This window comes from Streptomyces sp. AF1A (genome assembly GCF_047340315.1).
In the GTDB taxonomy this organism is placed as follows: Bacteria; Actinomycetota; Actinomycetes; order Streptomycetales; family Streptomycetaceae; genus Streptomyces.
Genome location: NZ_JBLEBI010000079.1, coordinates 1 through 20,073, shown reverse-complemented (window position 1 = coordinate 20,073; position 20,073 = coordinate 1). Strand labels below are relative to the sequence as shown.

Annotated in this window: 21 protein-coding genes; 2 read left to right on the top strand and 19 right to left on the bottom strand. The window is 70.6% G+C overall.

The features are described 5' to 3' along the window. Positions 1 to 35: 35 nt before the first annotated feature. The 10 genes from tatC to ACLU3S_RS21105 all read right to left on the bottom strand — a co-directional run bounded on the left by tatC (position 36) and on the right by ACLU3S_RS21105 (position 8,481). The gene (gene tatC / locus ACLU3S_RS21150; protein WP_413953477.1) at positions 36 to 980 is read right to left on the bottom strand and encodes a twin-arginine translocase subunit TatC; all 945 of its coding nucleotides are present in this window, start codon (positions 978 to 980) and stop codon (positions 36 to 38) included. Positions 981 to 1,027: 47 nt separating this feature from the next. Then, on the bottom strand, positions 1,028 to 1,312 hold the full coding sequence (tatA, locus tag ACLU3S_RS21145) for a Sec-independent protein translocase subunit TatA (protein ID WP_413953476.1): 285 nt from the start codon (positions 1,310 to 1,312) through the stop codon (positions 1,028 to 1,030). Positions 1,313 to 1,551: 239 nt separating this feature from the next. After that, a complete protein-coding gene (locus tag ACLU3S_RS21140; RefSeq protein ID WP_413953475.1) occupies positions 1,552 to 1,746 on the bottom strand; it encodes a hypothetical protein in 195 nt (64 codons plus the stop codon). Positions 1,747 to 1,788: 42 nt separating this feature from the next. Continuing rightward, positions 1,789 to 2,049, bottom strand: a complete 261-nt coding sequence (locus ACLU3S_RS21135; RefSeq protein WP_413953485.1) for a hypothetical protein — start codon at positions 2,047 to 2,049, stop codon at positions 1,789 to 1,791. 29 nt (positions 2,050 to 2,078) lie between these two features. Next, the gene (locus ACLU3S_RS21130) at positions 2,079 to 3,131 is read right to left on the bottom strand and encodes a helix-turn-helix transcriptional regulator (protein WP_413953474.1); all 1,053 of its coding nucleotides are present in this window, start codon (positions 3,129 to 3,131) and stop codon (positions 2,079 to 2,081) included. Positions 3,132 to 3,145: 14 nt separating this feature from the next. Next, positions 3,146 to 4,099: a helix-turn-helix transcriptional regulator gene (locus tag ACLU3S_RS21125; RefSeq protein ID WP_413953473.1), complete on the bottom strand. Its 954-nt coding sequence runs from the start codon at positions 4,097 to 4,099 to the stop codon at positions 3,146 to 3,148. A 147-nt stretch (positions 4,100 to 4,246) separates the two neighbouring features. Beyond that, entirely contained in the window at positions 4,247 to 4,618 is a 372-nt protein-coding gene (locus ACLU3S_RS21120) for an FKBP-type peptidyl-prolyl cis-trans isomerase (protein ID WP_367324365.1), read from the bottom strand. 85 nt (positions 4,619 to 4,703) lie between these two features. Further along, complete coding sequence (locus ACLU3S_RS21115) at positions 4,704 to 5,708, bottom strand: FKBP-type peptidyl-prolyl cis-trans isomerase (protein WP_413953472.1); 1,005 nt, start codon at positions 5,706 to 5,708, stop codon at positions 4,704 to 4,706. Between the two features lie 142 nt (positions 5,709 to 5,850). Next, the gene (pafA, locus tag ACLU3S_RS21110; protein ID WP_413953471.1) at positions 5,851 to 7,212 is read right to left on the bottom strand and encodes a Pup--protein ligase; all 1,362 of its coding nucleotides are present in this window, start codon (positions 7,210 to 7,212) and stop codon (positions 5,851 to 5,853) included. 9 nt (positions 7,213 to 7,221) lie between these two features. Beyond that, entirely contained in the window at positions 7,222 to 8,481 is a 1,260-nt protein-coding gene (locus tag ACLU3S_RS21105) for an MFS transporter (protein ID WP_413953470.1), read from the bottom strand. Between the two features lie 134 nt (positions 8,482 to 8,615). Here ACLU3S_RS21105 and ACLU3S_RS21100 point away from each other — a divergent pair, with 134 nt between their 5' ends. Further along, complete coding sequence (locus ACLU3S_RS21100) at positions 8,616 to 9,683, top strand: LacI family DNA-binding transcriptional regulator (protein ID WP_413953469.1); 1,068 nt, start codon at positions 8,616 to 8,618, stop codon at positions 9,681 to 9,683. Between the two features lie 62 nt (positions 9,684 to 9,745). Here the strand turns inward: ACLU3S_RS21100 and prcA are convergent, their stop codons facing one another. The 6 genes from prcA to arc form a co-directional block, all read right to left on the bottom strand. Beyond that, positions 9,746 to 10,489: a proteasome subunit alpha gene (gene prcA / locus ACLU3S_RS21095; RefSeq protein WP_413953468.1), complete on the bottom strand. Its 744-nt coding sequence runs from the start codon at positions 10,487 to 10,489 to the stop codon at positions 9,746 to 9,748. Between the two features lie 61 nt (positions 10,490 to 10,550). After that, entirely contained in the window at positions 10,551 to 11,396 is an 846-nt protein-coding gene (prcB, locus tag ACLU3S_RS21090) for a proteasome subunit beta (RefSeq protein WP_413953467.1), read from the bottom strand. Next, positions 11,348 to 11,953, bottom strand: coding sequence for an endonuclease VII domain-containing protein (locus ACLU3S_RS21085; protein ID WP_413953466.1), 606 nt, complete (start codon positions 11,951 to 11,953; stop codon positions 11,348 to 11,350). The genes prcB and ACLU3S_RS21085 overlap by 49 nt, the downstream gene beginning before the upstream one ends. 49 nt (positions 11,954 to 12,002) lie before the next feature. Continuing rightward, positions 12,003 to 12,221, bottom strand: a complete 219-nt coding sequence (locus tag ACLU3S_RS21080; RefSeq protein WP_020939002.1) for a ubiquitin-like protein Pup — start codon at positions 12,219 to 12,221, stop codon at positions 12,003 to 12,005. 183 nt (positions 12,222 to 12,404) lie between these two features. Next, on the bottom strand, positions 12,405 to 13,916 hold the full coding sequence (dop, locus tag ACLU3S_RS21075) for a depupylase/deamidase Dop (protein ID WP_413953465.1): 1,512 nt from the start codon (positions 13,914 to 13,916) through the stop codon (positions 12,405 to 12,407). A 234-nt stretch (positions 13,917 to 14,150) separates the two neighbouring features. After that, on the bottom strand, positions 14,151 to 15,917 hold the full coding sequence (gene arc, locus ACLU3S_RS21070; protein WP_413953464.1) for a proteasome ATPase: 1,767 nt from the start codon (positions 15,915 to 15,917) through the stop codon (positions 14,151 to 14,153). A 519-nt stretch (positions 15,918 to 16,436) separates the two neighbouring features. Here arc and ACLU3S_RS21065 point away from each other — a divergent pair. Then, positions 16,437 to 16,739 (top strand): ferredoxin, encoded by a 303-nt coding sequence (locus tag ACLU3S_RS21065; protein ID WP_413953463.1) that lies wholly within the window; start codon positions 16,437 to 16,439, stop codon positions 16,737 to 16,739. Positions 16,740 to 16,749: 10 nt separating this feature from the next. Here the strand turns inward: ACLU3S_RS21065 and ACLU3S_RS21060 are convergent, their stop codons facing one another. The 3 genes from ACLU3S_RS21060 to ACLU3S_RS21050 form a co-directional block, all read right to left on the bottom strand. Next, a complete protein-coding gene (locus tag ACLU3S_RS21060) occupies positions 16,750 to 17,331 on the bottom strand; it encodes a hypothetical protein (protein WP_413953462.1) in 582 nt (193 codons plus the stop codon). 227 nt (positions 17,332 to 17,558) lie between these two features. Beyond that, complete coding sequence (locus ACLU3S_RS21055) at positions 17,559 to 18,461, bottom strand: tRNA (adenine-N1)-methyltransferase (protein ID WP_413953461.1); 903 nt, start codon at positions 18,459 to 18,461, stop codon at positions 17,559 to 17,561. A gap of 75 nt (positions 18,462 to 18,536) precedes the next feature. Then, complete coding sequence (locus ACLU3S_RS21050) at positions 18,537 to 20,051, bottom strand: site-2 protease family protein (protein WP_413953484.1); 1,515 nt, start codon at positions 20,049 to 20,051, stop codon at positions 18,537 to 18,539. Positions 20,052 to 20,073: the final 22 nt, after the last annotated feature.

Sequence of the window (20,073 nt, the reverse complement as noted above, 5' to 3'; positions counted from 1 at the left end):
GTGCGCGGTACGGCGATGCGATGCGGGGGGCCGGCTCAGGTCACGTCGTCGTAGCCGTTGATCCCGTCCGCGCCCGCCTGCTCGGGCAGCGCCCGGCTGGCCGCGACGGGCTCGGCCTCGCCGATGTCCTCGGGGGTGAGGTCCAGCTGGGAGGCCTCGTCGTCAGCGGGTCCCTCCGCGTCGCGGCGCGCCCGGCGCCGGTCGTTGAGGAGCGAGAAGCCGACGGCGATGAAGAACAGCGCCCAGATCGGCGCCGCCAGCGCGAGCATCGTGCCCGGGTCGGGGCTCGGGGTGGCCGCGGCCGCGAAGGCGGCGATGCCGACGATCATGCCCCGCCACCAGCCGAGCATCCGCCGACCCGACAGGATGCCGGTGAGATTGAGCATGGCCAGCAGCAACGGCATCTCGAAGGCGAGTCCGAAGACGACGATCATGCGGGTGACCAGGTCGACCAGGTCGTCCGCCGGCAGCAGGTTCTCGGTGCCGTTCGGCGAGAGGTCGATCATCACCCTCGCCGTCGTGGGCAGCACGTGGTAGGCCAGGTAGCCGCCACCGAGAAAGAGGGGGACGCCGCAGCCGACGAAGCTGTAGGCGTACTTCTTCTCGTGCCGGTGCAGGCCCGGCGCGACGAACGCCCACAGCTGGTACAGCCACACCGGTGACGCCAGGACGATGCCCGCCGTCAAGGCGACCTTCAGTGCCAGGGTGAAGGGCGCCAGCAGGCCGCTGATCGTGATGTGCGCGCAGTGGGCGTCCTTGGTCTTGGCCAGCTGCCCGAGGGACTGGGAGCAGCCGACCGAGTCGAGCACCGGCTTGGTGACGAAGTTGATGATGTCCTGGTAGAAGAAGGCCGCCACGATCGTGACGACGAGGATCGCCAGAACACCCTTGGCGAGCCGGTTGCGCAGCTCACGCAGATGTTCCCCGAGCGGCATCCGCCCCTCGGGATCCCTCTCCTTGTTGCGGGCAGACTTGAGCAACCCACATCCTCATCTCGTGCAGCGGACCGGATTCCCCGGTCCTCACGTCAGCGCTGGGTCGTGTCCGTCGGCTCGTGGACCGGCCGGGAGCTGGTCACGTCGCCGGGCGCGGCCTGGATCGTGCGCTGAGCCGGAGCCTGCTCCTCGGCGGGCTCTGCGGAGTTGTAGGCCTGCTTGCCCTCTTCCTTCATCGCCTTGGCCTCGCTCTTCAGGATGCGAGCGGACTTGCCGAGCGAACGCGCCATGTCCGGAAGCTTCTTGGAGCCGAACACGAGGACGATCACGAGAATCAACAGCACCAGGTGCCACGGCTCAAGTGCGCCACGGAACATAAGTCTTCACCTTCTCACTGAGGCGGGGCGGCAGGTCACGTCCGACCGGTCGGACAGTTGTCTGACCATCGTGCTGGCAGCGATCGTAACGCCCGGGGATGAACGGTGGACAATCCCTGTGCGTACTCCCGCTCCGCGGACCGCGCCTCGTATTTTTCGGGCCGCGACCAGCAGCGTACCTGGCCGGACCGGGAAGGTGACAGGGCGAAGTGACCCAAAGCGCATGACTCGGGGCGACATCACAGCGCGTCCACCGCGCGGGACGCGCTCACGGCAGCCCGCTCCAGGTCCTCGGCGGCCCGGTTGATACGGCGCGCGGAGTCCGCGACCTGCTGCCCGAGGCGCCGCGCCTCCAGGAACACCCGGACGGCGAGCACCCCCAGGACGGCGAGACCCAGGAACCCCATGGCTACCGCGAACATCGGCCAGAACATGGCGACGAGCCTAGACCGTCCCGAGGCCGGTACGGCAGCGGCCTACGCGGTGGAGTGCAGGCGCAGGGTCCTGACCCCCCCGCCGGTCAGCAGCTCCACGATGCGCTCCCCGGCCGGCTTGCGGACGGCGGCGCCGCACTCGGGGCAGGTGAAGGAGTAGAACGTCGTCCGGCTGCTGGCCCCGATGGCGAGGCGCAGCGCGCTCGCGGCCAGCTCGACGCGGCCACGGCAGTCCGGGCAGCCGGCCTTGAACACCACGGGGGCCACTCTTCTCATCCCCGCGAAGGCGGCGGCCACCGTCATCTCGCCCGCACCCGGCACCGGAGAGTCGTTCAAAGCGCTCGCTCCTGCCTCTCGTCCTGCCCCAGCCCCGGCCCGCCGGCCGCCCCGGGCACCGCGCCCGGCGGGCCGTCGTAGGCCGCCAGAGCCTCGCGGGCCGCCCGGCGGGCGCTGTCGGCCAGCTCGGGCGGGGAGACGATCCGGCCGTCCCGGCCGAGCCGCAGCGCCAGCCTGCGCAGGGAGGCCGGATCGGGGGTCCGCAGAGTGATACGCAGCCCGCCGTCGGGAAGCTCATCGGCGCTGTCGTGCGGGTAGTACTCGGCGACCCAGCGGCCACCCGGGCCGACCTCGACCACGACCTCGGGGTCCTCGGCGGCCGGCTGGACCAGGCCCTCGGACAGGTCGCGCAGTTCCACCTCGGGCGGCGCGGACGGCTCGTCGAGGACCCTGATCTCGGCGACCCGGTCGAGCCGGAAGGTGCGCCGGGCCTCGGAGCGGCGGCACCAGGCCTCCACGTAGGTGTGGCCGACGCTGACCAGGCGGATGGGGTCGATCTCGCGTTCGGTGACCTCGTCCCGGGCCGGGGAGTAGTACCGGATCCACAGCCGGCGGCGCTCGGAGATGGCCCGGTCGACGTCGGCGAAGACGCCGCCCTCGGACTCGAAGGTCACCGAGAGCCGGGAGCTGGCGCCCGCGGCCTCGCCCGCCGCCGCCTCCACCTTGGCGGTGGCGCGCAGCAGGGCCTGCCGGTCGCCCTCGCGCAGGCCGGGCAGCGTGGCGACCGCGCGGGCGGCCACCAGCAGCGCGGTGGCCTCGTCGGCGGCGAGCCGGAGCGGCTCGGCGGCCTCCTCGCCGAGCGCGGCCGGGTTGTGCCACCAGATGCGCTCGCCGTCGGTGTCGATGTCCAGCAGGTCTCCGCCGCGGAAGCTGGTGCCGCACATGGGCAGCACGTCGAGGTCGCCGACCAGCTCGTCCTCGGTGATGCCGAAGGCGCGGGCCACGTCCGCGACCCGGGCGCCGGGGCGCTCCCGCAGGTAGGTCACCAGGGAGAGCATCCGCCGGGTCTGGTCGATGGCGTTCACGGGCCTGACCGGTTTGCCTGCCACAGTCCTGCTCCCCCTCAGCCCTTGGCCACGGCGCGCAGCCGGTCCACCACGTCGGCCCGCAGCTCGGCCGGCTCCAGGACCACCACGTCCGGCCCGAACTCCACCAGCCAGGCGTCCAGGCCGTGCCCGTACGGAATCTCCAACTCGTCCCAGCCGTCGCCGCGTTCGCAGACCTTGGTGGCCTTCGCGCGCAGGGGGTAGCCGGCGCCGGAGCGCAACCGGATCAGCGCCGAGCGGTCGGCGATCTCGCCCGCCCAGCTCGCGACGGTCTCGCGCACGGTGACGACGTCGGGCACGGGCGCGGTGAAGCCGGTGCCGCGCGAGCGGACCTTCCCGGTGATCCGGGACAGCCGGAAGACGCGCTCCGCCCCCCGGTCCCGGTCCCAGCCGGCGAGATACCAGTGGCCGCGCCAGCACTCCAGCGCCCAGGGCTCGACGTGCCGGGGCTCGGGGTGGGCGGCGGAGGCCTTGCGGTAGTCGAAGACGACCGGGCGGCGGTCGCGGCAGGCCAGCATCAGCGGCTCGAAGGCGGCCTCGTGCACCGGGATGCGCGGTTCCAGCGCGCCGTGCGCCTCGTAGGGGTCGACGTCCTCGGGGAGCCCCGCGGCACGCAGCTTCTGCAGGGCGCCGCTGGCGGCGCCGGCGAGGCGGGCCTGCTGCCAGACCTTCGCGGCCAGCCCGAGGGCGGCGGCCTCCTCGGCGTCGAGGGTGATGGGCGGCAGGCGGTTGCTGCCGCGGCGGGCGAGATAGCCGACCTCGCCGTCGAGGTTCTCCACGGTCTCGATGACCAGGCCCAGTTCGCGCAGGTCGTCCTTGTCCCGCTCGAACATCCGGTTGAAGGAGTCGTCGGACCCGGCTTCGAGGTAGGCCTCGACGGACTCGCGCAGCTCGCGCTTGCTGAGCGGCCGCCGTGTCCCCAGCAGGCACAGCGCCAGGTTCATCAGCCGCTCGGCCTTGGCAATGGCCATCGACGCCCTTCGCCTTCCCTATGGTGCTTCCGACCGATGACCGTACCGCTCCGGGGCGCGGTGACAAAAGCCGAGGGCCCATGCCCGAACAGGCATGGGCCCCAGGTGATCGGATCCGGTCGGACCCGGCCGGTGGCTCGGGCGCGCTCAGACCCCGAGCAGGTCCACCACGAAGATCAGCGTCTCGCCGGGCTTGATCGCCGGGGTCGGGCTCTGGTTGCCGTAGGCGAGGTGGGCCGGAATGGTCAGCTGGCGGCGGCCGCCGACCTTCATGCCCTGCACGCCCTGGTCCCAGCCCTTGATGACCCGGCCCGCACCCAGCGGGAAGCGGAACGGGGTGCCACGGTTCCAGCTGGCGTCGAACTCCTCGCCGGTGCTGAAGGCGACACCCACATAGTGGACGGTGACGGTCTGACCCGCCTGCGCCACCGCCCCGTCGCCCTCCCAGATGTCCTTGATCTCGAGGTCCGCCGGGGGCTCGCCGCCCGGGAAGTCGATCTCGGGCTTCTCGATGCTCACGTCAAAAGCTCCTGCTGGTGTACGACACGAAACGCCGACAGTCTTTCATCCCCGCAGCCCGCACGCCCGCCACGGGCGCCCCGCGCTACATCGCCGCGAGGATGTCCACCGTGAACACCAGGGTGGAGCCCTTCTTGATGACCCCGCCGCCCGGCGGCGTGTCGCCGTAGCCGAGGTCCGGCGGCACCACGATCAGCACCCGGCTGCCCACCTTCTTGCTGGTCAGGCCCTGCGCCAGGCCCTTGACCGCCTCCTGCATCTGCTGCAGCGAGAACTGGCTGAGCCGCCCCGAGCCATAGGTCTGCTGAAACGTCTTGCCGCTGTCCCAGACCAGCCCCTGGAACTGGCACAGGACCGCCTGGTTTGCCCCGACCTCGGGGCCGTCGCCCTCCAGGACGTAGACCGACACCAGCTTCGTCGGCGGACTGGTCTTGGGGACGGTGACCTTCGGGACGTTGCCGTCCGTGTTGGTGGCGACCTTCGGCAGGGCCGCGTCGGTCTGCGGCACCTCGGTGCCCTTCGCCGAGCTCTTGGAGTTGAAGACGTCGACCAGGTCGATGACGAACACCAGCGTGTCGGTGCCCTTGATGCCCGCCTGCGGCTGCCCCGCCTTGCCGTAGCCCCACGTGGGCGGCACGGCGATCTGCACGCGGCTGCCGACCTTCTTGCCCACCAGCGCATACCGCCAGCCGTCGATGATGCTGCCCTGCGCGAGCTGCATGACCAGCGGGCTCTTGCGGTCGTAGGAGTTGTCGAACACCTTCGCGGTGTTCCAGATCTGGCCCAGGTAGTTCGCCTGGATGAAGTCGTTCTCCGCGACCGCACGGCCGCCGCCCGCGATCACCGTCTTCACCGCGAGGTCCTTCGACGGCTCCCCCTGCCCCTTGGCCACGGTCGGCTTCTCGCCGAACTTCGTGCCCGCCGTGATCGCCGGCAGCGGCCCGTCCACGATCTTGGGCGGCGGCACGCTGGACACCGACGGCGACGGCGAGGCGCTCGCCTTGCTGGAGTCGGACTTGCCGCCGCCGCAGCCGGCGAGCGTGACCAGTCCTGCGGGTACTGCGGCGAGGAGGAGTGAACGTCGGCGCACGGAACAGCCTCGTAATCGGTCGATCTTGCGGATGCGTGCGCGCAACTCTACGGCCTCGGCAGGGCGCCGTACGGAAAACGTACGGCGCCCGTGTGGCGTTCCGGTGATGCACCGGGAAAACGCCCGGCTCACCCGATGCCGGTCACATTCCGGCGATCAGCTTCTCGACCCGGTCGTCCACCGAACGGAACGGGTCCTTGCACAACACAGTGCGCTGTGCCTGGTCGTTGAGCTTCAGATGCACCCAGTCGACCGTGAAGTCCCTGCGCTGTTCCTGTGCCCGCCGGATGAAGTCGCCGCGCAGCCGCGCCCGAGTGGTCTGCGGCGGAACCGACTTGCCCTCGAAAATCTTCAAGTCGTTGCAGACCCGGGCGGCTTGGCCCTTCTTCTCCAGCAGGTAGTACAGGCCACGACGGCGGTGGATGTCGTGGTAGGCGAGATCTATCTGGGCGACCCGCGGATGCGACATGGTCATGTTGTGCTTCGCCCGGTACCGCTCGATGAGCTGGTACTTCATCACCCAGTCGATCTCGGTCGCGATCCGGTCCAGCTCCTCGGTCTCGATCGCGTCCAGGGTCCGGCCCCACAGCTCCAGGACCTGCGCGACCGTGCCGGTGCGGATGCCGCGGCGGTCGCAGAAGTCCACGGCCTTGTCGAAGTACTCGCGCTGCACCTCCAGCGCGGACGCCTCCCGGCCGCTGGCCAGGCGCACCTTGCGCCGGCCCGTGATGTCGTGGCTGACCTCGCGGATCGCCCGGATCGGGTTCTCCAGCGTGAGGTCCCGCATCACCGTGCCCGCCTCGATCATGCGCAGCACCAGGTCGGTCGCGCCCACCTTCAGCAGCATCGTCGTCTCGGACATGTTCGAATCGCCCACGATGACGTGCAGCCGGCGGTAACGCTCCGCGTCCGCGTGCGGTTCGTCGCGTGTGTTGATGATCGGCCGGGACCGGGTCGTCGCCGACGACACGCCCTCCCAGATGTGCTCGGCGCGCTGGCTCACGCAGTACACGGCACCGCGCGGCGTCTGCAGCACCTTGCCCGCACCGCACAGCAGCTGCCGGGTGACCAGGAACGGGATGAGGATGTCCGCGAGCCGGGAGAACTCGCCGTGCCGGGCCACCAGATAGTTCTCGTGGCAGCCGTAGGAGTTTCCCGCCGAATCGGTGTTGTTCTTGAAGAGGTAGACGTCGCCCGCGATTCCCTCCTCGTGCAGGCGTCGTTCCGCGTCCACCAGGAGTCCTTCGAGAATGCGCTCGCCGGCCTTGTCGTGGGTGACCAGTTCGATCACATTGTCACACTCGGGTGTCGCGTATTCCGGATGTGAGCCCACGTCGAGATAGAGCCGGGCGCCGTTTCGCAGAAAGACATTGCTGCTGCGGCCCCATGACACGACACGGCGGAAGAGGTACCGCGCCACCTCGTCAGGCGACAGGCGGCGCTGTCCCCTGAACGTGCACGTGACGCCGTACTCGTTCTCCAGCCCGAAAATGCGGCGGTCCATGACTGAACATTACGCCCGATCCCCCGAGCTGAAACGGGGTTCGGCAGCACGATTTGGATCATTTTCCGATGAAGCCGCAACGACCCCGCCCCATGCGGGAGCTGCGAGGACCCGTCCGGTGGCGCCCAGGACCAGCAGCGACACGGCCCCCGCCGCGCCCGGCACCGCGAAACCCCACAGCGTGCCACCGGCCTCGACCACCGGCCCGGCCACCCCCGTTCCGACCGACGCACCCACCGTGAACGTCGTCACCAGCCAGGAGAACGCCTCGGTGACCGTCCCGCCCGGCGCGTGCCGGTCCACCAGGACGAACGCACACGCGATGCACGGCGCCAGGAACACCCCGGACACCACCGACAGCGCCACCATCGCCACCGCCCCCGGCCGCAGCATCAGCGGCAGATAACACACCGCCAGAAGAGCCACCAGCACGCGCAGTCGCCGCTCGGGCACACCGGACCACCGCCGCGCTCCGTACACCGAGCCGCCGACGAGCGCACCCAGCCCCAGCCCGGCCATCAGCCACCCGTACACCACGTCACCGCCGTGACCGTCCGCGTACGACACCGAGGCCACCGTGATGGAGCCCAGCGCGATCCCCACGAACAGGAAGGCCCCCAGCAGCGCCAGCAGACCGGGCGAGCGCAGCGCCCCCAGCCAGTGGGCCTCGCGCGGCGCAGACCGCCAGGCCCGCGAAGGCGGCGCGACGGCCACCGACAGCGCGCCCAGCACGCCCAGCAGGTTCAGCACCAGCAGGGCCGCACGCTCGTCCCACACCCAGACGCACAGGGTCACCAGCAGCGGCCCGACGGTGAACATGACCTCCTGCGCCACCGCGTCCATGGCGTACGCGGTGTGCACCTGCTCCTGGCGGCCCAGCACCGACGGCCACAGGGCCCGCAGCCCGCCCTCCAGGGGCGGCGTGAAGAGACCGGCCGCCCCGACGGCCGCATAGGCGAGCGGCAGCGGGTCGGTGCCGCAGAAGGCGAAGACGGCCATCGCCAGGGCCGACAGCAGGGCCGCGGGCAGCTGGACCCGCGGCTGGCCGTGCAGGTCCACCAGCCGGCCCAGCACGGGCTGACCGACCGCGTTCGCCACGCCGTACACGGCCGCCAGCGCGCCCGCCAGGCCGTAGCCGCCGCCCTCGGCGCGGACGAACAGCACCAGGGCGATCGCCGCGGTCGCATTGGGCAGCCGCCCGACCAGCGTGCCGGTGAGCAGCCGGAACGCGTGCCGCGCCCGGAGTATCTCCAGGTATCCCGTGGCCATGTCCTGACCTCCACCGAGTCGGCCGGGGCGCCGCGACGACCCGAAGTTTTACGTATAACCCCGACTCCCATACGTAGCATGAGCGCAGTTCACACGTCCAGGTGAACGACCCCGAGCAGAGGAGCACGCCCCCGGTGCCACCCAGCAGCACGCGCCCGACCAGCCGGGACGTCGCCCACGCCGCCGGAGTCTCCCAGGCCGCCGTCTCGCTCGTGCTCGGCGACAAATGGCGCGGCCGGGTCTCCGAGACCACCGCCGAACGCGTCCGCCGGGCCGCCCGCGAACTCGGCTACCGGCCCAACCTCGCCGCCCGCAACCTGCGCCTCGGCCGCACCCGCACCGTCCTGCTCGTCGTACCCGCCCTCACGACCGAGTTCTTCGCCGGCGTCTACACCGGCGCCGCCCGCGTGGCCGCCGAACACGGCTTCGGCGTCGTCCTCTACCCCTCCCCCGAAGGCATCGGCCCTGCCCGCCCGTCGCCCACCACCCCCGAAGGAAGGCCCTCGCGGGCCGCCCCCATCCCCGACCCCTTCGCCTCCGCACAGGCCGCCCTCGACGGCGTCATCGCCTCCTCCATGGCCGCCGACGCCCTCACCGCCATCCGCGGCGACCAGCTGCCCCTCGTCATGCTCGACAGCGACCCCGAAGGCAGCCTCGGCGCCGCCACCGTCAACCTCGACATCGCCGGCGGCATGCGCCAGGTCGCCGACCACCTCCTCGGCCTCGGCCACCGCCGCGTGCTGCACCTCGCCGCCGACATCCCCTCCTGGACCTTCGACGTCCGCGCCCGCGAACTCGCCGCACGCCTCGCGGCCGTACCGGGCACCAGCCTGCGCACCGCCCGCGCGCCCCTCTCCATCGACGGCGCGCTCACCGCCACCGAGGCCGCCCTCACCGCCCCCGGACCCCGGCCCACGGCCGTCGTCTGCGACGACGACAAGCTCGCCGCCGGCGCCTACAAGGCCCTGCGCCGCCTCGGCCTGCGCATCCCGCACGACGTCTCCGTGACCGGCGTCGACGACCTCGGCCTGGCCACCGCCATCGACCCCGAGCTGACCACCGTACGACTCGACGCCGAACTCTTCGGCGAACGCGGCATGCGAGCCCTGCTGGCCGTCCTGGAGGGCCGCCGGCCGCAGGGCGGCGACATCCCCGTCGACCTGGTGGTCCGGGGCTCCACCGCCCCGCCTGCGGCCCCCTGACGCCCCCGGAAAACACCGGTGCCCCGGCCGGGACCACCGACCGGGGCACGGACGAGCACGGATCACTCCTCGTCGGAGTCGCCCGGCTCCTTCGACACGTCCACGCCGTCACCCTGCAGCAGACGCACCAGCTGACGACCGACGATGCGCTTGAACTTGCGCTTCTGCGGCCGCGTGCGGTCCAGCACCGCCACCTCCAGGCGCTCCGCGGGAATCTCCCGCTCGCTGCCGTTGGTGTCCCGGGACAGGGCCTGCACGGCCAGCTTCAGGGCCTCCGCCAGGCTCATGCCGTCACGGTGACGCTGGTCCAGGAAACTGCTGATCTGCTCGGCGTTGCCGCCCACCGCGACCGAGCCGTGCTCGTCCACGATGGACCCGTCGTGCGGCAGCCGGTAGATCTGGTCGCCCTCCGGGGTCTCCCCCACCTCGGCCACCACCAGCTCCACCTCGTACGGCTTCTCGGCCGCGGAGGAGAAGATCGTGCCCAGCGTCTGGGCGTACACGTTCGCCAGCCCGCGCGCGGTCACGTCGCCCCGGTCGTAGGTGTAACCGCGCAGGTCGGCGTAGCGGACACCGCCGATGCGCAGGTTCTCGTACTCGTTGTACTTGCCGGCGGCCGCGAAGCCGATCCGGTCGTAGATCTCGCTGAACTTGTGCAGCGCGCGGGACGGGTTCTCCCCGACGAACACGATGCCGTCGGCGTACTGCATGACCACCAGGCTGCGGCCACGGGCGATGCCCTTGCGGGCGTACTCCGCCCGGTCGGCCATGGCCTGCTGGGGTGAGACATAGAACGGCGTCGACACCGGTTATCCGTCCCTTTCTGTCATGGTCACTGGATCACCTTGATAAGAACCGGGCCCGCGCTCAGAGCAGGGCGGCCTTCGGGCCGTCCGGCTCCTCCAGGCGCCGCTGGAGCACCGAGCGGGCGATCTCGGAGGACTCGTCCTCGGTGAGCCGGCGGAAGCCGTCCTCGGTGATCACGGTGACGATCGGGTAGATCCGGCGGGCGACATCGGGACCACCGGTCGCCGAGTCGTCGTCTGCCGCGTCATAGAGGGCCTGCACCACCAGCGTGGTGGCCTGCTCCTCGCTCAGGTCGTCACGGAACAGCTTCTTCATCGCACCGCGCGCGAAGATCGAGCCGGAGCCCGTCGCCGCGAAGTTGTGCTCCTCGGAACGGCCGCCCGTCACGTCGTAGGAGAAGATCCGCCCCTTCTCGCGGTCCAGGTCGTACCCGGCGAACAGGGGCACCACGGCCAGGCCCTGCATGGCCATGCCGAGGTTGGAACGGATCATGGTCGACAACCGGTTGGCCTTGCCCTCCAGGGACAGCTGGGCGCCCTCGACCTTCTCGAAGTGCTCCAGCTCCAGCTGGAAGAGCTTGACCATCTCCACGGCGAGACCCGCGGTGCCGGCGATGCCGACCGCCGAGTACTCGTCCGCCGGGAACACCTTCTCGATGTCCCGCTGGGCGATCACGTTCCCCATCGTGGCCCGGCGGTCACCGGCGAGCACGACCCCGCCCGGGAACGTCGCGGCCACGATGGTCGTCCCGTGCGGCGCCTCGATCACGCCCTGGGTGGGCGGAAGCTGCCGGTTGCCGGGCAGCAGCTCGGGCTGGTGCTCGGCGAGGAAGTCCATGAAGGAAGAGGATCCTGGCGTCAGGAAGGCAGCTGGTAGACGCCCGGTGCTACGAGTGTTGGCTTCCACGCGTTTCCTTCCACGTATGCAGCAGCCCGCCTTATGACCTCGGGCTGATCCTTGAACTGCCCCAGTGCAGCGTTGCAGCTGAAGCACAGTACGCCACGGACCCTACCCGTCTCATGGCAGTGATCCACATGTGCGGGCAGAGCAGCCAGGCATATACAGCAGACGCCTCCTTGAGAGGCAATCAACAGGTCACGCTCGGCCTCGGTGAGGCCGTACTTGCGCTTGAGGTGATCCCGGCGCAGCTGAACCGCACGACACTCCCTGCAGCGACTGGCCAGGCCGTCCGGCGCGCTGTGCTTGCGATGCCACTCGCTGTGCGGCTTGACCTGGCCGCACGCCCGGCAGAGCTTGTGCCCCTCCGGAACGTCCACCCTCTCCCGGACCGTCTTCCCCACGGCCTCCCGGCGGCGCCGGTAGTGCGCGGCGCTGTACTCCGCCACACACTCCCGGCAGTACACCTGGAGGCCGTCACGCCGATTCCTGTCCCGCGCGAAAGCCGAGAGAGGCAGATCCCGCCCGCACTTCCGGCACTCCTTGGCGTTTGGCTCCTCAGCCACCTAACTCCCCCGCTACCTTCACTTCGAAGGCGAAGTGACCAAATCGCCTTTACTCTCCGCCCTTTTGTACGAAGCTCCGAACGAAATCCTCGGCGTTCTCCTCGAGGACGTCGTCGATCTCGTCCAGGACGGAGTCCACGTCGTCGCTCAGCTTCTCGTGCCGCTCCTTGAGGTCCTCCGAGGCCTGCGCGTCCTGCGCCTGCTCCTCGACCTCCTCGGTGGAGCGCGTCGCCTTCTGCTGACCGCCGCCGGTGTCCTTGGTTGCCATAACCCTCACCCCGCTCAGTTCGCCTGCCGATCGGTGATGATCAGACCCTATCGGCCGGGTCCGACATCGGCCCCGCAGTTTCCTCAACGTGCGGGGGCCATCTCGATGATTCCCGGGCGGGGGGATTTCCACCCTGCCGCCCGGGGCGGTACGCGTACCCGCCGAGGCCGCCTTTGATCGCGCTCAGCCGCCGGACAGGACCCTGACCAGGTCTTCCGCGGTGCGGCAGCGGTCCAGCAGCTCCTTGACGTGATTTCGCGTTCCGCGTAGCGGTTCCAGGGTTGGGACGCGCTGGAGGGAGTCGCGCCCGGGGAGGTCGAAGATGACCGAGTCCCAGGAGGCGGCCGCGACGTCGTCGGCGTACTGCTCCAGGCAGCGGCCGCGGAAGTAGGCGCGCGTGTCCTCCGGCGGCTTCCTGCGGGCCCTGTCGACCTCGGACTCGTCCAGGAGGCGCTTCATCCGCCCGCGGGCCGCCAGGCGGTTGTACAGGCCCTTCTCGGGGCGTACGTCGGCGTACTGGAGGTCGACGAGGTGCAGCCGGGCGGCGTCCCAGTCGAGGCCGTCGCGGCGGCGGTAGCCCTCCATGAGCTCGCGCTTGGCGACCCAGTCGAGTTCGCCGGCGAGGCTCATGGGGTCGTTCTCGAGCCGGGTGAGGGTGTCCTCCCAGCGGGTGAGGACGTCCTTGGTCTGGTCGTCGGCGTCGGCGCCGTAGCGCTCCTCGACGTATTTGCGGGAGAGCTCGTAGTACTCCATCTGGAGCTGCACGGCGGTCAGGGTGCGGCCGCTGCGCAGGGTGACCAGGCGCTTGAGCGACGGGTCGTGGGAGACCTGGTGGAGGGTGCGCACGGGCTGGTCGACCGCGAGGTCCACCGCGATGAAGCCGTCCTCGATCATGGCCAGGACCAGGGAGGTCGTGCCCAGCTTGAGGTAGGTGGAGATCTCCGACAGGTTGGCGTCCCCGATGATCACGTGCAGGCGGCGGTACTTCTCGGCGTCCGCGTGGGGTTCGTCCCGGGTGTTGATGATGGGGCGCTTGAGGGTGGTCTCCAGGCCGACCTCGACCTCGAAGTAGTCCGCGCGCTGGCTGAGCTGGAAGCCGTGTTCGTGGCCGTCCTGGCCGATGCCGACGCGGCCTGCGCCGGCGAAGACCTGGCGGGAGACGAAGAACGGGGTGAGGTGGCGCACGATGTCCGAGAAGGGGGTCTCCCGCTTCATCAGGTAGTTCTCGTGCGTGCCGTAGCTGGCGCCCTTGTTGTCGGTGTTGTTCTTGTAGAGGTGGATGGGCTGGGCGCCGGGGAGCTGTGCGGCCCGTTCGGCGGCCTCGGCCATGATGCGTTCGCCGGCCTTGTCCCACAGGACGGCGTCGCGGGGGTTGGTGACCTCGGGGGCGCTGTATTCGGGGTGGGCGTGGTCGACGTAGAGGCGGGCCCCGTTGGTCAGGATCACGTTGGCGAGGCCGATGTCCTCGTCGGTGAGCTGGCTGGCGTCGGCGGCCTCCCGGGCGAGGTCGAAGCCTCGCGCGTCGCGCAGCGGGTTCTCTTCCTCGAAGTCCCAGCGGGCCCGGCGGGCCCGGTGCATCGCCGCCGCGTAGGCGTTGACGATCTGGGACGAGGTGAGCATGGCATTGGCGTTGGGGTGGCCGGGGACGGAGATCCCGTACTCCGTCTCGATGCCCATTACTCGCCGTACGGTCATGCGGCCCTCCTTGCCCGGCGGCACCCTCGGTCGTGGGCGCCGCTCGCGTCCCGCTGGCGCTCCGGTGCGTGTGCGGTGCCCGTCCCCGCACTGCGCGACTCGGCGGTAGGAAAGAGCCTAGAACGCCTTTGCGCTGGTGGGGAGATCATTTGCGTCATTGGCTGCTCCGGTCGTGGCCGGAAAAACAGTCGGCTGCGGGTACCCCGGTGAAGGGCACCCGCAGCCGCCCTGCCTTTACAGGTACTGACCGGTGTTCGCCACCGTGTCGATGGAGCGTCCGGTGTCCGCGCCCTGCTTTCCGGTGATGAGGGTGCGGATGTAGACGATCCGTTCGCCCTTCTTTCCGGAGATGCGGGCCCAGTCGTCCGGGTTGGTGGTGTTGGGCAGGTCCTCGTTCTCCTTGAACTCGTCCACGCAGGCCTGGAGGAGGTGGGAGACGCGGAGGCCCTTCTGGTTCTTCTCGAGGAAGTCCTTGATCGCCATCTTCTTGGCGCGGCCCACGATGTTCTCGATCATGGCGCCGGAGTTGAAGTCCTTGAAGTAGAGGACTTCCTTGTCGCCGTTGGCGTAGGTGACCTCCAGGAAGCGGTTCTCCTCGGTTTCGGCGTACATGTGCTCGACCGCGGTCTGGATCATGCCCTGGACCGTGGCGCCCTTGTCGCCGCCGTGTTCCGCGAGGTCGTCGGCGTGCAGCGGGAGACGTTCCGTGAGGTACTTGCCGAAGATGTCCTTGGCCGCCTCGGCGTCGGGACGCTCGATCTTGATCTTCACGTCGAGCCGGCCGGGGCGCAGGATGGCGGGGTCGATCATGTCCTCGCGGTTGGAGGCGCCGATGACGACCACGTTCTGCAGGCCTTCGACGCCGTCGATCTCGGCGAGGAGCTGGGGGACGATGGTGTTCTCGACGTCGGAGCTGACGCCGGAGCCGCGGGTGCGGAAGAGGGACTCCATCTCGTCGAAGAAGACGATGACGGGGGTGCCCTCGCTGGCCTTCTCGCGGGCGCGCTGGAAGACGAGGCGGATCTGGCGCTCGGTCTCGCCGACGTACTTGTTGAGGAGCTCGGGTCCCTTGATGTTGAGGAAGAAGCTCTTGCCGGCGGCCTGGCCGGTGACCTCGGCGACCTTCTTGGCGAGCGAGTTCGCGACGGCCTTGGCGATGAGTGTCTTGCCGCAGCCGGGCGGGCCGTAGAGCAGGACGCCCTTGGGCGGACGCAGCTCGTGCTCCTTGAAGAGGTCGGGGTAGAGGTAGGGCAGCTCGACCGCGTCGCGGATGGCCTCGATCTGGTTGCCGAGGCCGCCGATGGCTTCGTAGCCGATGTCCGGGACCTCTTCGAGGACCAGTTCCTCGACCTCGCTCTTGGGCACGACCTCGTAGACGTAGCCGGAGCGGGGTTCGAGCAGGAGGGCGTCGCCGGGGCGGATGGTGACGTCCAGGAGCGGCTCGGCGAGGCGTACGACTCGTTCCTCGTCGGTGTGTCCGAGGACGAGGGCGCGTTCGCCGTCCTCGAGGATCTCCTTGAGGGTGACGATGTCGCCGACGCGCTCGAATTCCATGGCCTCGACCACGTTGAGCGCCTCGTTGAGCATGACCTCCTGGCCGCGCCGGAGCTCGTCGAGCTCGACGCTGGGGCTGACGTTCACCCGGAGCTTGCGGCCGCCGGTGAAGATGTCGGCGGTGCCGTCCTCGTTCGCCTGCAGGAAGACACCGAAGCCGGCCGGCGGCTGGGCGAGCCGGTCGACCTCTTCCTTGAGGGCCACGATCTGGTCGCGGGCCTCGCGGAGGGTGTTGGCCAGTCGTTCGTTCTGGGCGGACACGCCGGCCAGGTTGGTCTGCAGCTCGACGATCCGCTCCTCGAGAATCCTCGTGTGTCGCGGAGAGTCGGCGAGCTTGCGTCGCAGGACGGCGATCTCCTGCTCAAGGTAGGCGATCTGCCCGGCCGGGTCGTCGGACCCGCGTCCCGGGCGGATGCCGCGGTTCATGTCGTCGTCGTGGGCTGCCACGGTCCTCACCTCCTCCAAGGGGAGCTGGACGCTTCCAGACCCTACCTGGGTGGGTGTCGATTGAAACCCCTAGATCACAAAGACTGTCAAGGTGTGTCGTCGGTCACCCGGTGCGCTCTCCCTCGCACGGAGGGAATACCCACTCAACGTAATGCGGAAGCAGCTTGTTCCGCGCATGGCGTGGTCAAAACCCTGCAGAAGCGGCCGGAGTTGTCCGTTCCGGCCGGATCGGCCCGTAGATGGGCAGCCCGCGGGGCGCTGCCGCGGTCATCACGCAGAGCGACGGTGTGGGCGGGCGGTGTCACCCGCGGGCCCGGCCGGAAGTGACCGCCCCTGCTGCGGGGGGTCCTTGTCCCTGGTCGGGCGCTCGTACCCGGGCCTGCCGGGGTGGAAACCCGGAGGTGGCCGAACCGGGCGGGAACGGGGGCGGAGGTAGGGTCGGGGGTGTTCAACGGCCGCTGGGACGGACCGGGCTGGCGCCTGCCGGCCGGGCCTCCCGGCGCATCGACGGCAGGAGAGGTGACCGTGCAGCAGGAGGCCCCGGGCGGCGAGGCGCTGGAGGTCTGGATCGACCAGGATCTGTGTACCGGCGACGGCATCTGCGCCCAGTACGCCCCCGAGGTGTTCGAGCTGGACATCGACGGGCTGGCCTATGTGAAGGGCGCGGACGACGAGCTGCTTCAGGACAGGGGGGCGACGGCGCCGGTGCCGCTGCCCTTGCTCGCGGACGTGGTGGACTCGGCGAAGGAGTGTCCCGGCGAGTGCATTCACGTGCGCCGGGTGGTGGACAGGGTCGAGGTGTACGGGCCGGACGCGGGGTGAGCCGCGGTTTTCAGACGCTGTGGGCCCCGGTCCGCGTGGAGCGGAGGAAGGCGCTGCCGTTCCATCGCCATGTGGCCGGGGTCTTCACGTCGGGGCAGCAACTGGGCACGTCGTCGGAGGAGTAGCCGAGGAGGGTGGCGGAGACGGCTCCGTCGCGCACGGCGAAGTCGGTGACGGTGAGCCGGTCCTTGGGGTCGACGAGCGTGGCGACCACGCGCGCTGGGCCGCCGTTCGCGGAGCCGGTGAGGACGTAGACCGCGTCGGGCGGGGTGCCCATGGCGGAGTCGCAGTGCACGACGGCGACGGTTTCCGGTCTGCCGTCGCCGTCGAGGTCTCCGGTGGCCTTCTTGGCGACGATCGCCTTCACGGGTCCGCACTGCAGCGGGAAGGCGACGCCGGTGGTGCTGGGGGGCGCGGCGGCCGCGGGCGCGGTTTTCGCCTCCGTGCCGTGGGCCGGCTGGGCGGCCGTGGCCGATCCGGGTTGCACGAGGGAGGTGAGCGCCACCACGCCTGCCACGGCGGTGGCGGTGGCGACCCAGTGGATCGGCCGGGTGTGGGTGTGGGCGAGCTCCGGAACGGCGGATTGCTGCACTAGGAGTGTCTCCTGTGAGGGCTGTGCCGGTGGGGTGGCCAGCATGGTGCCACACGTCACAGTGCGGGGGAACGGCGGGGTGCGGGATTGGGGCGGCCGGCTTCGGTGCCGGCGGGCCGCGCCGGTCGAGCTGCTGTCAACGATCGGGCGCCGTGCCCGAGTTCCCCGGGTGGTTCGGGAACTGGGGCACGGCGCCCTTGCGTTGTTCGGTTGCGGGACGTGGCCGGTCAGCGGCCGGTGCCGCCGTCGGCGTTGGGGCCGGCGTAGTCCTCGCCGTAGGCGCCCTTGGCGGGGCGGCGTCGGCGCATGGGCGGTTCGACGCCGTCGGCGAGGCGGCGGGCGGTGAGCAGGAAGCCGGTGTGGCCGATCATCCGGTGGTCCGGGCGGACGGCCAGGCCTTCGATGTGCCAGTTGCGGATCATCGTCTCCCAGGCGGTCGGCTCGTTGAAGCAGCCGATCTCGCGGATGGACTCGACGGTCCGGGCGAGCTGGGTGGTGGTGGCCACGTAGCAGCACAGGATGCCGCCGGGCACGAGCGCCTTGGAGACGGTTTCCAGGCACTCCCAGGGCGCGAGCATGTCGAGGATGACGCGGTCGACGTCGGTGTCGGAGAGGTTGTCCTGGAGGTCGCCGACGGTGAGCTGCCAGGCGGGGTGCGGACCGCCGAAGTAGCGCTCGACGTTCTGCCGGGCGATGTCGGCGAAGTCCTCGCGGCGCTCGTAGGAGTGCAGCATGCCCTGGTCGCCGATGGCGCGCAGCAGGAAGCTGCTGAGCGAGCCGGAGCCGACGCCGGCCTCCACGACGCGTGCGCCGGGGAAGATGTCGGCGAAGGCGAGGATCTGCCCCGCGTCCTTGGGGTAGACGACGGCTGCCCCGCGGGGCATGGACAGGACGTAGTCGGGGAGCAGGGGGCGCAGCGCGAGGTAGGCCACGTTGCCGGTGGTGCGGACAACGCTGCCCTCGGGAGCACCGATCAGTTCGTCGTGCGGGAAGGAACCCTTGTGGGTGTGGAAGTTCTTCCCGGCCTCGAGCGTGAACGTGTAGTGGCGGCCCTTGGGGTCGGTCAGCTGTACCTGGTCCCCGACCTTGAAGGGCCCGCGCCTGCGGGCGGCACCGGTCGGTTCGGACATGTGAACAGCCTACCGGTTCCCTGCGGGGGCACGGTCCGCGCAGGGTGGTGGGGGTCGCGGTGCGCGGCGCGGACGCTAGGCGGGCCGTGCCATCGCCTTGACGAAGGCGCGTTCCACGTCTGCGGCCGACAGGACGCCGTAGATCTCGCCGCTCTCCTCGACGACGAGGTACTCGGTGGCCGGGGTGGCCCGGAGTGTGTCCAGGAGTTCCTCCCCGGCCAGCTCGGCGGAGACGCGCATGCCCTCGGTGAGCTCCTGGGCGAGGCCGCTGACGGCGACCCAGGGGCGGCGGTGCTCGGGTACGCCGACGATGGCGGACTCGCGCACCAGGGACAGCGGGTTGCCGTGGGCGTCGACGACGACGAGGGCGCGGGCGCCGGCGGCGTTGGCGCGGCGCAGGGCCTCGGAGAGGGGGGTGTCGGTCTGGACGGGGACGGCCCGCCGAGTGAGGGTGCGGGCGCGCAGTTCGGGGAGGTGTTCGCGCAGCCGGGCCATGCGCAGGCTGTTGCCTGCGCCGGTCCAGATGATCGCGGCGAGGATGGCGGCGAGCAGGGCGTCGGTGACGGTGTCCATGCCGCCCGTGTCCTGGCCGCGGCCGCCGAGGGCGCCGGAGGAGTTGAGCAGCGGCAGGCCGATCAGGACGGAGACGGCCAGGGCGCGGCCGACCCAGGCGGCGGCGACGGTGCCGCTCATGGGCCTGCCGGTGATCTTCCAGACGACGGCGCGGAGCATGCGGCCGCCGTCGAGGGGCAGGCCGGGCAGCAGGTTGAAGATCGCCACGATGAGGTTGGAGACCATGAGGCCGGCCAGCAGGACGCCGGGGACGGTGCCGGGCTGGACGGGTTTCATGGCGAGGTAGAACACGCCGGCGAGGACGAGGGAGAGCAGCGGTCCGACGAAGGCGAGGACGAACTCGCGGCCCGGGCTCTCGGCCTCCTTCTCGATCTCGGAGACTCCGCCGAAGAACTGCAGCTGGATGCGGCGGACCGGGAGTTTGAAGCGGATCGCGGCGACCGTGTGGGCCAGCTCGTGGACGAGTACGGAGGCGTAGAAGGCGACCGCGAAGAACAGGGAGACCAGGTAGCGGGCGGCGCCGAGCTCGGGCAGCACGCGGTCGAGCTGTCCGCCGAAGACCCAGGTGATCAGCGCGGCGACCAGGAACCAGCTGGGTGCCACGTAGACCGGTACGCCGAAGGGGCGGCCCATGAGGATGCCGCCTCCGGGCTCCTTGGGACGCGGCTGCGGCGGCTCTCCCTTGGCGATCCCGGAGTGGGCGAGGCTGCGATGCCCGGAGGGGTCGAAGTGGTGCTCCGGACCGGCACCGCGCTCCGGGGCATCCGTCGCACCATGCCCGGGACCGCTCGCACCGCCGGGCCGCGGGGCGTAGGACCCGTGATCGTGGTGGGGGGCGTCGTCCGTGCCGCTCGGAGGCGGGGTCTGCGGACCGTCGGGCCGCGGCGCGGCGGTAGAGGTGTCGGTTCCGTGGTGGTCGTCCGGGGTGTGCGCTGCGTCCGCAGTCCCTGTGTCACCGGGTGCCGGGGCTCCCGCGCGGCCCGGCCGCGGGGTCCGGGTGCCGCTGCGGCCCGGGATGTCCGTGCCGCCGGGGTCGTCC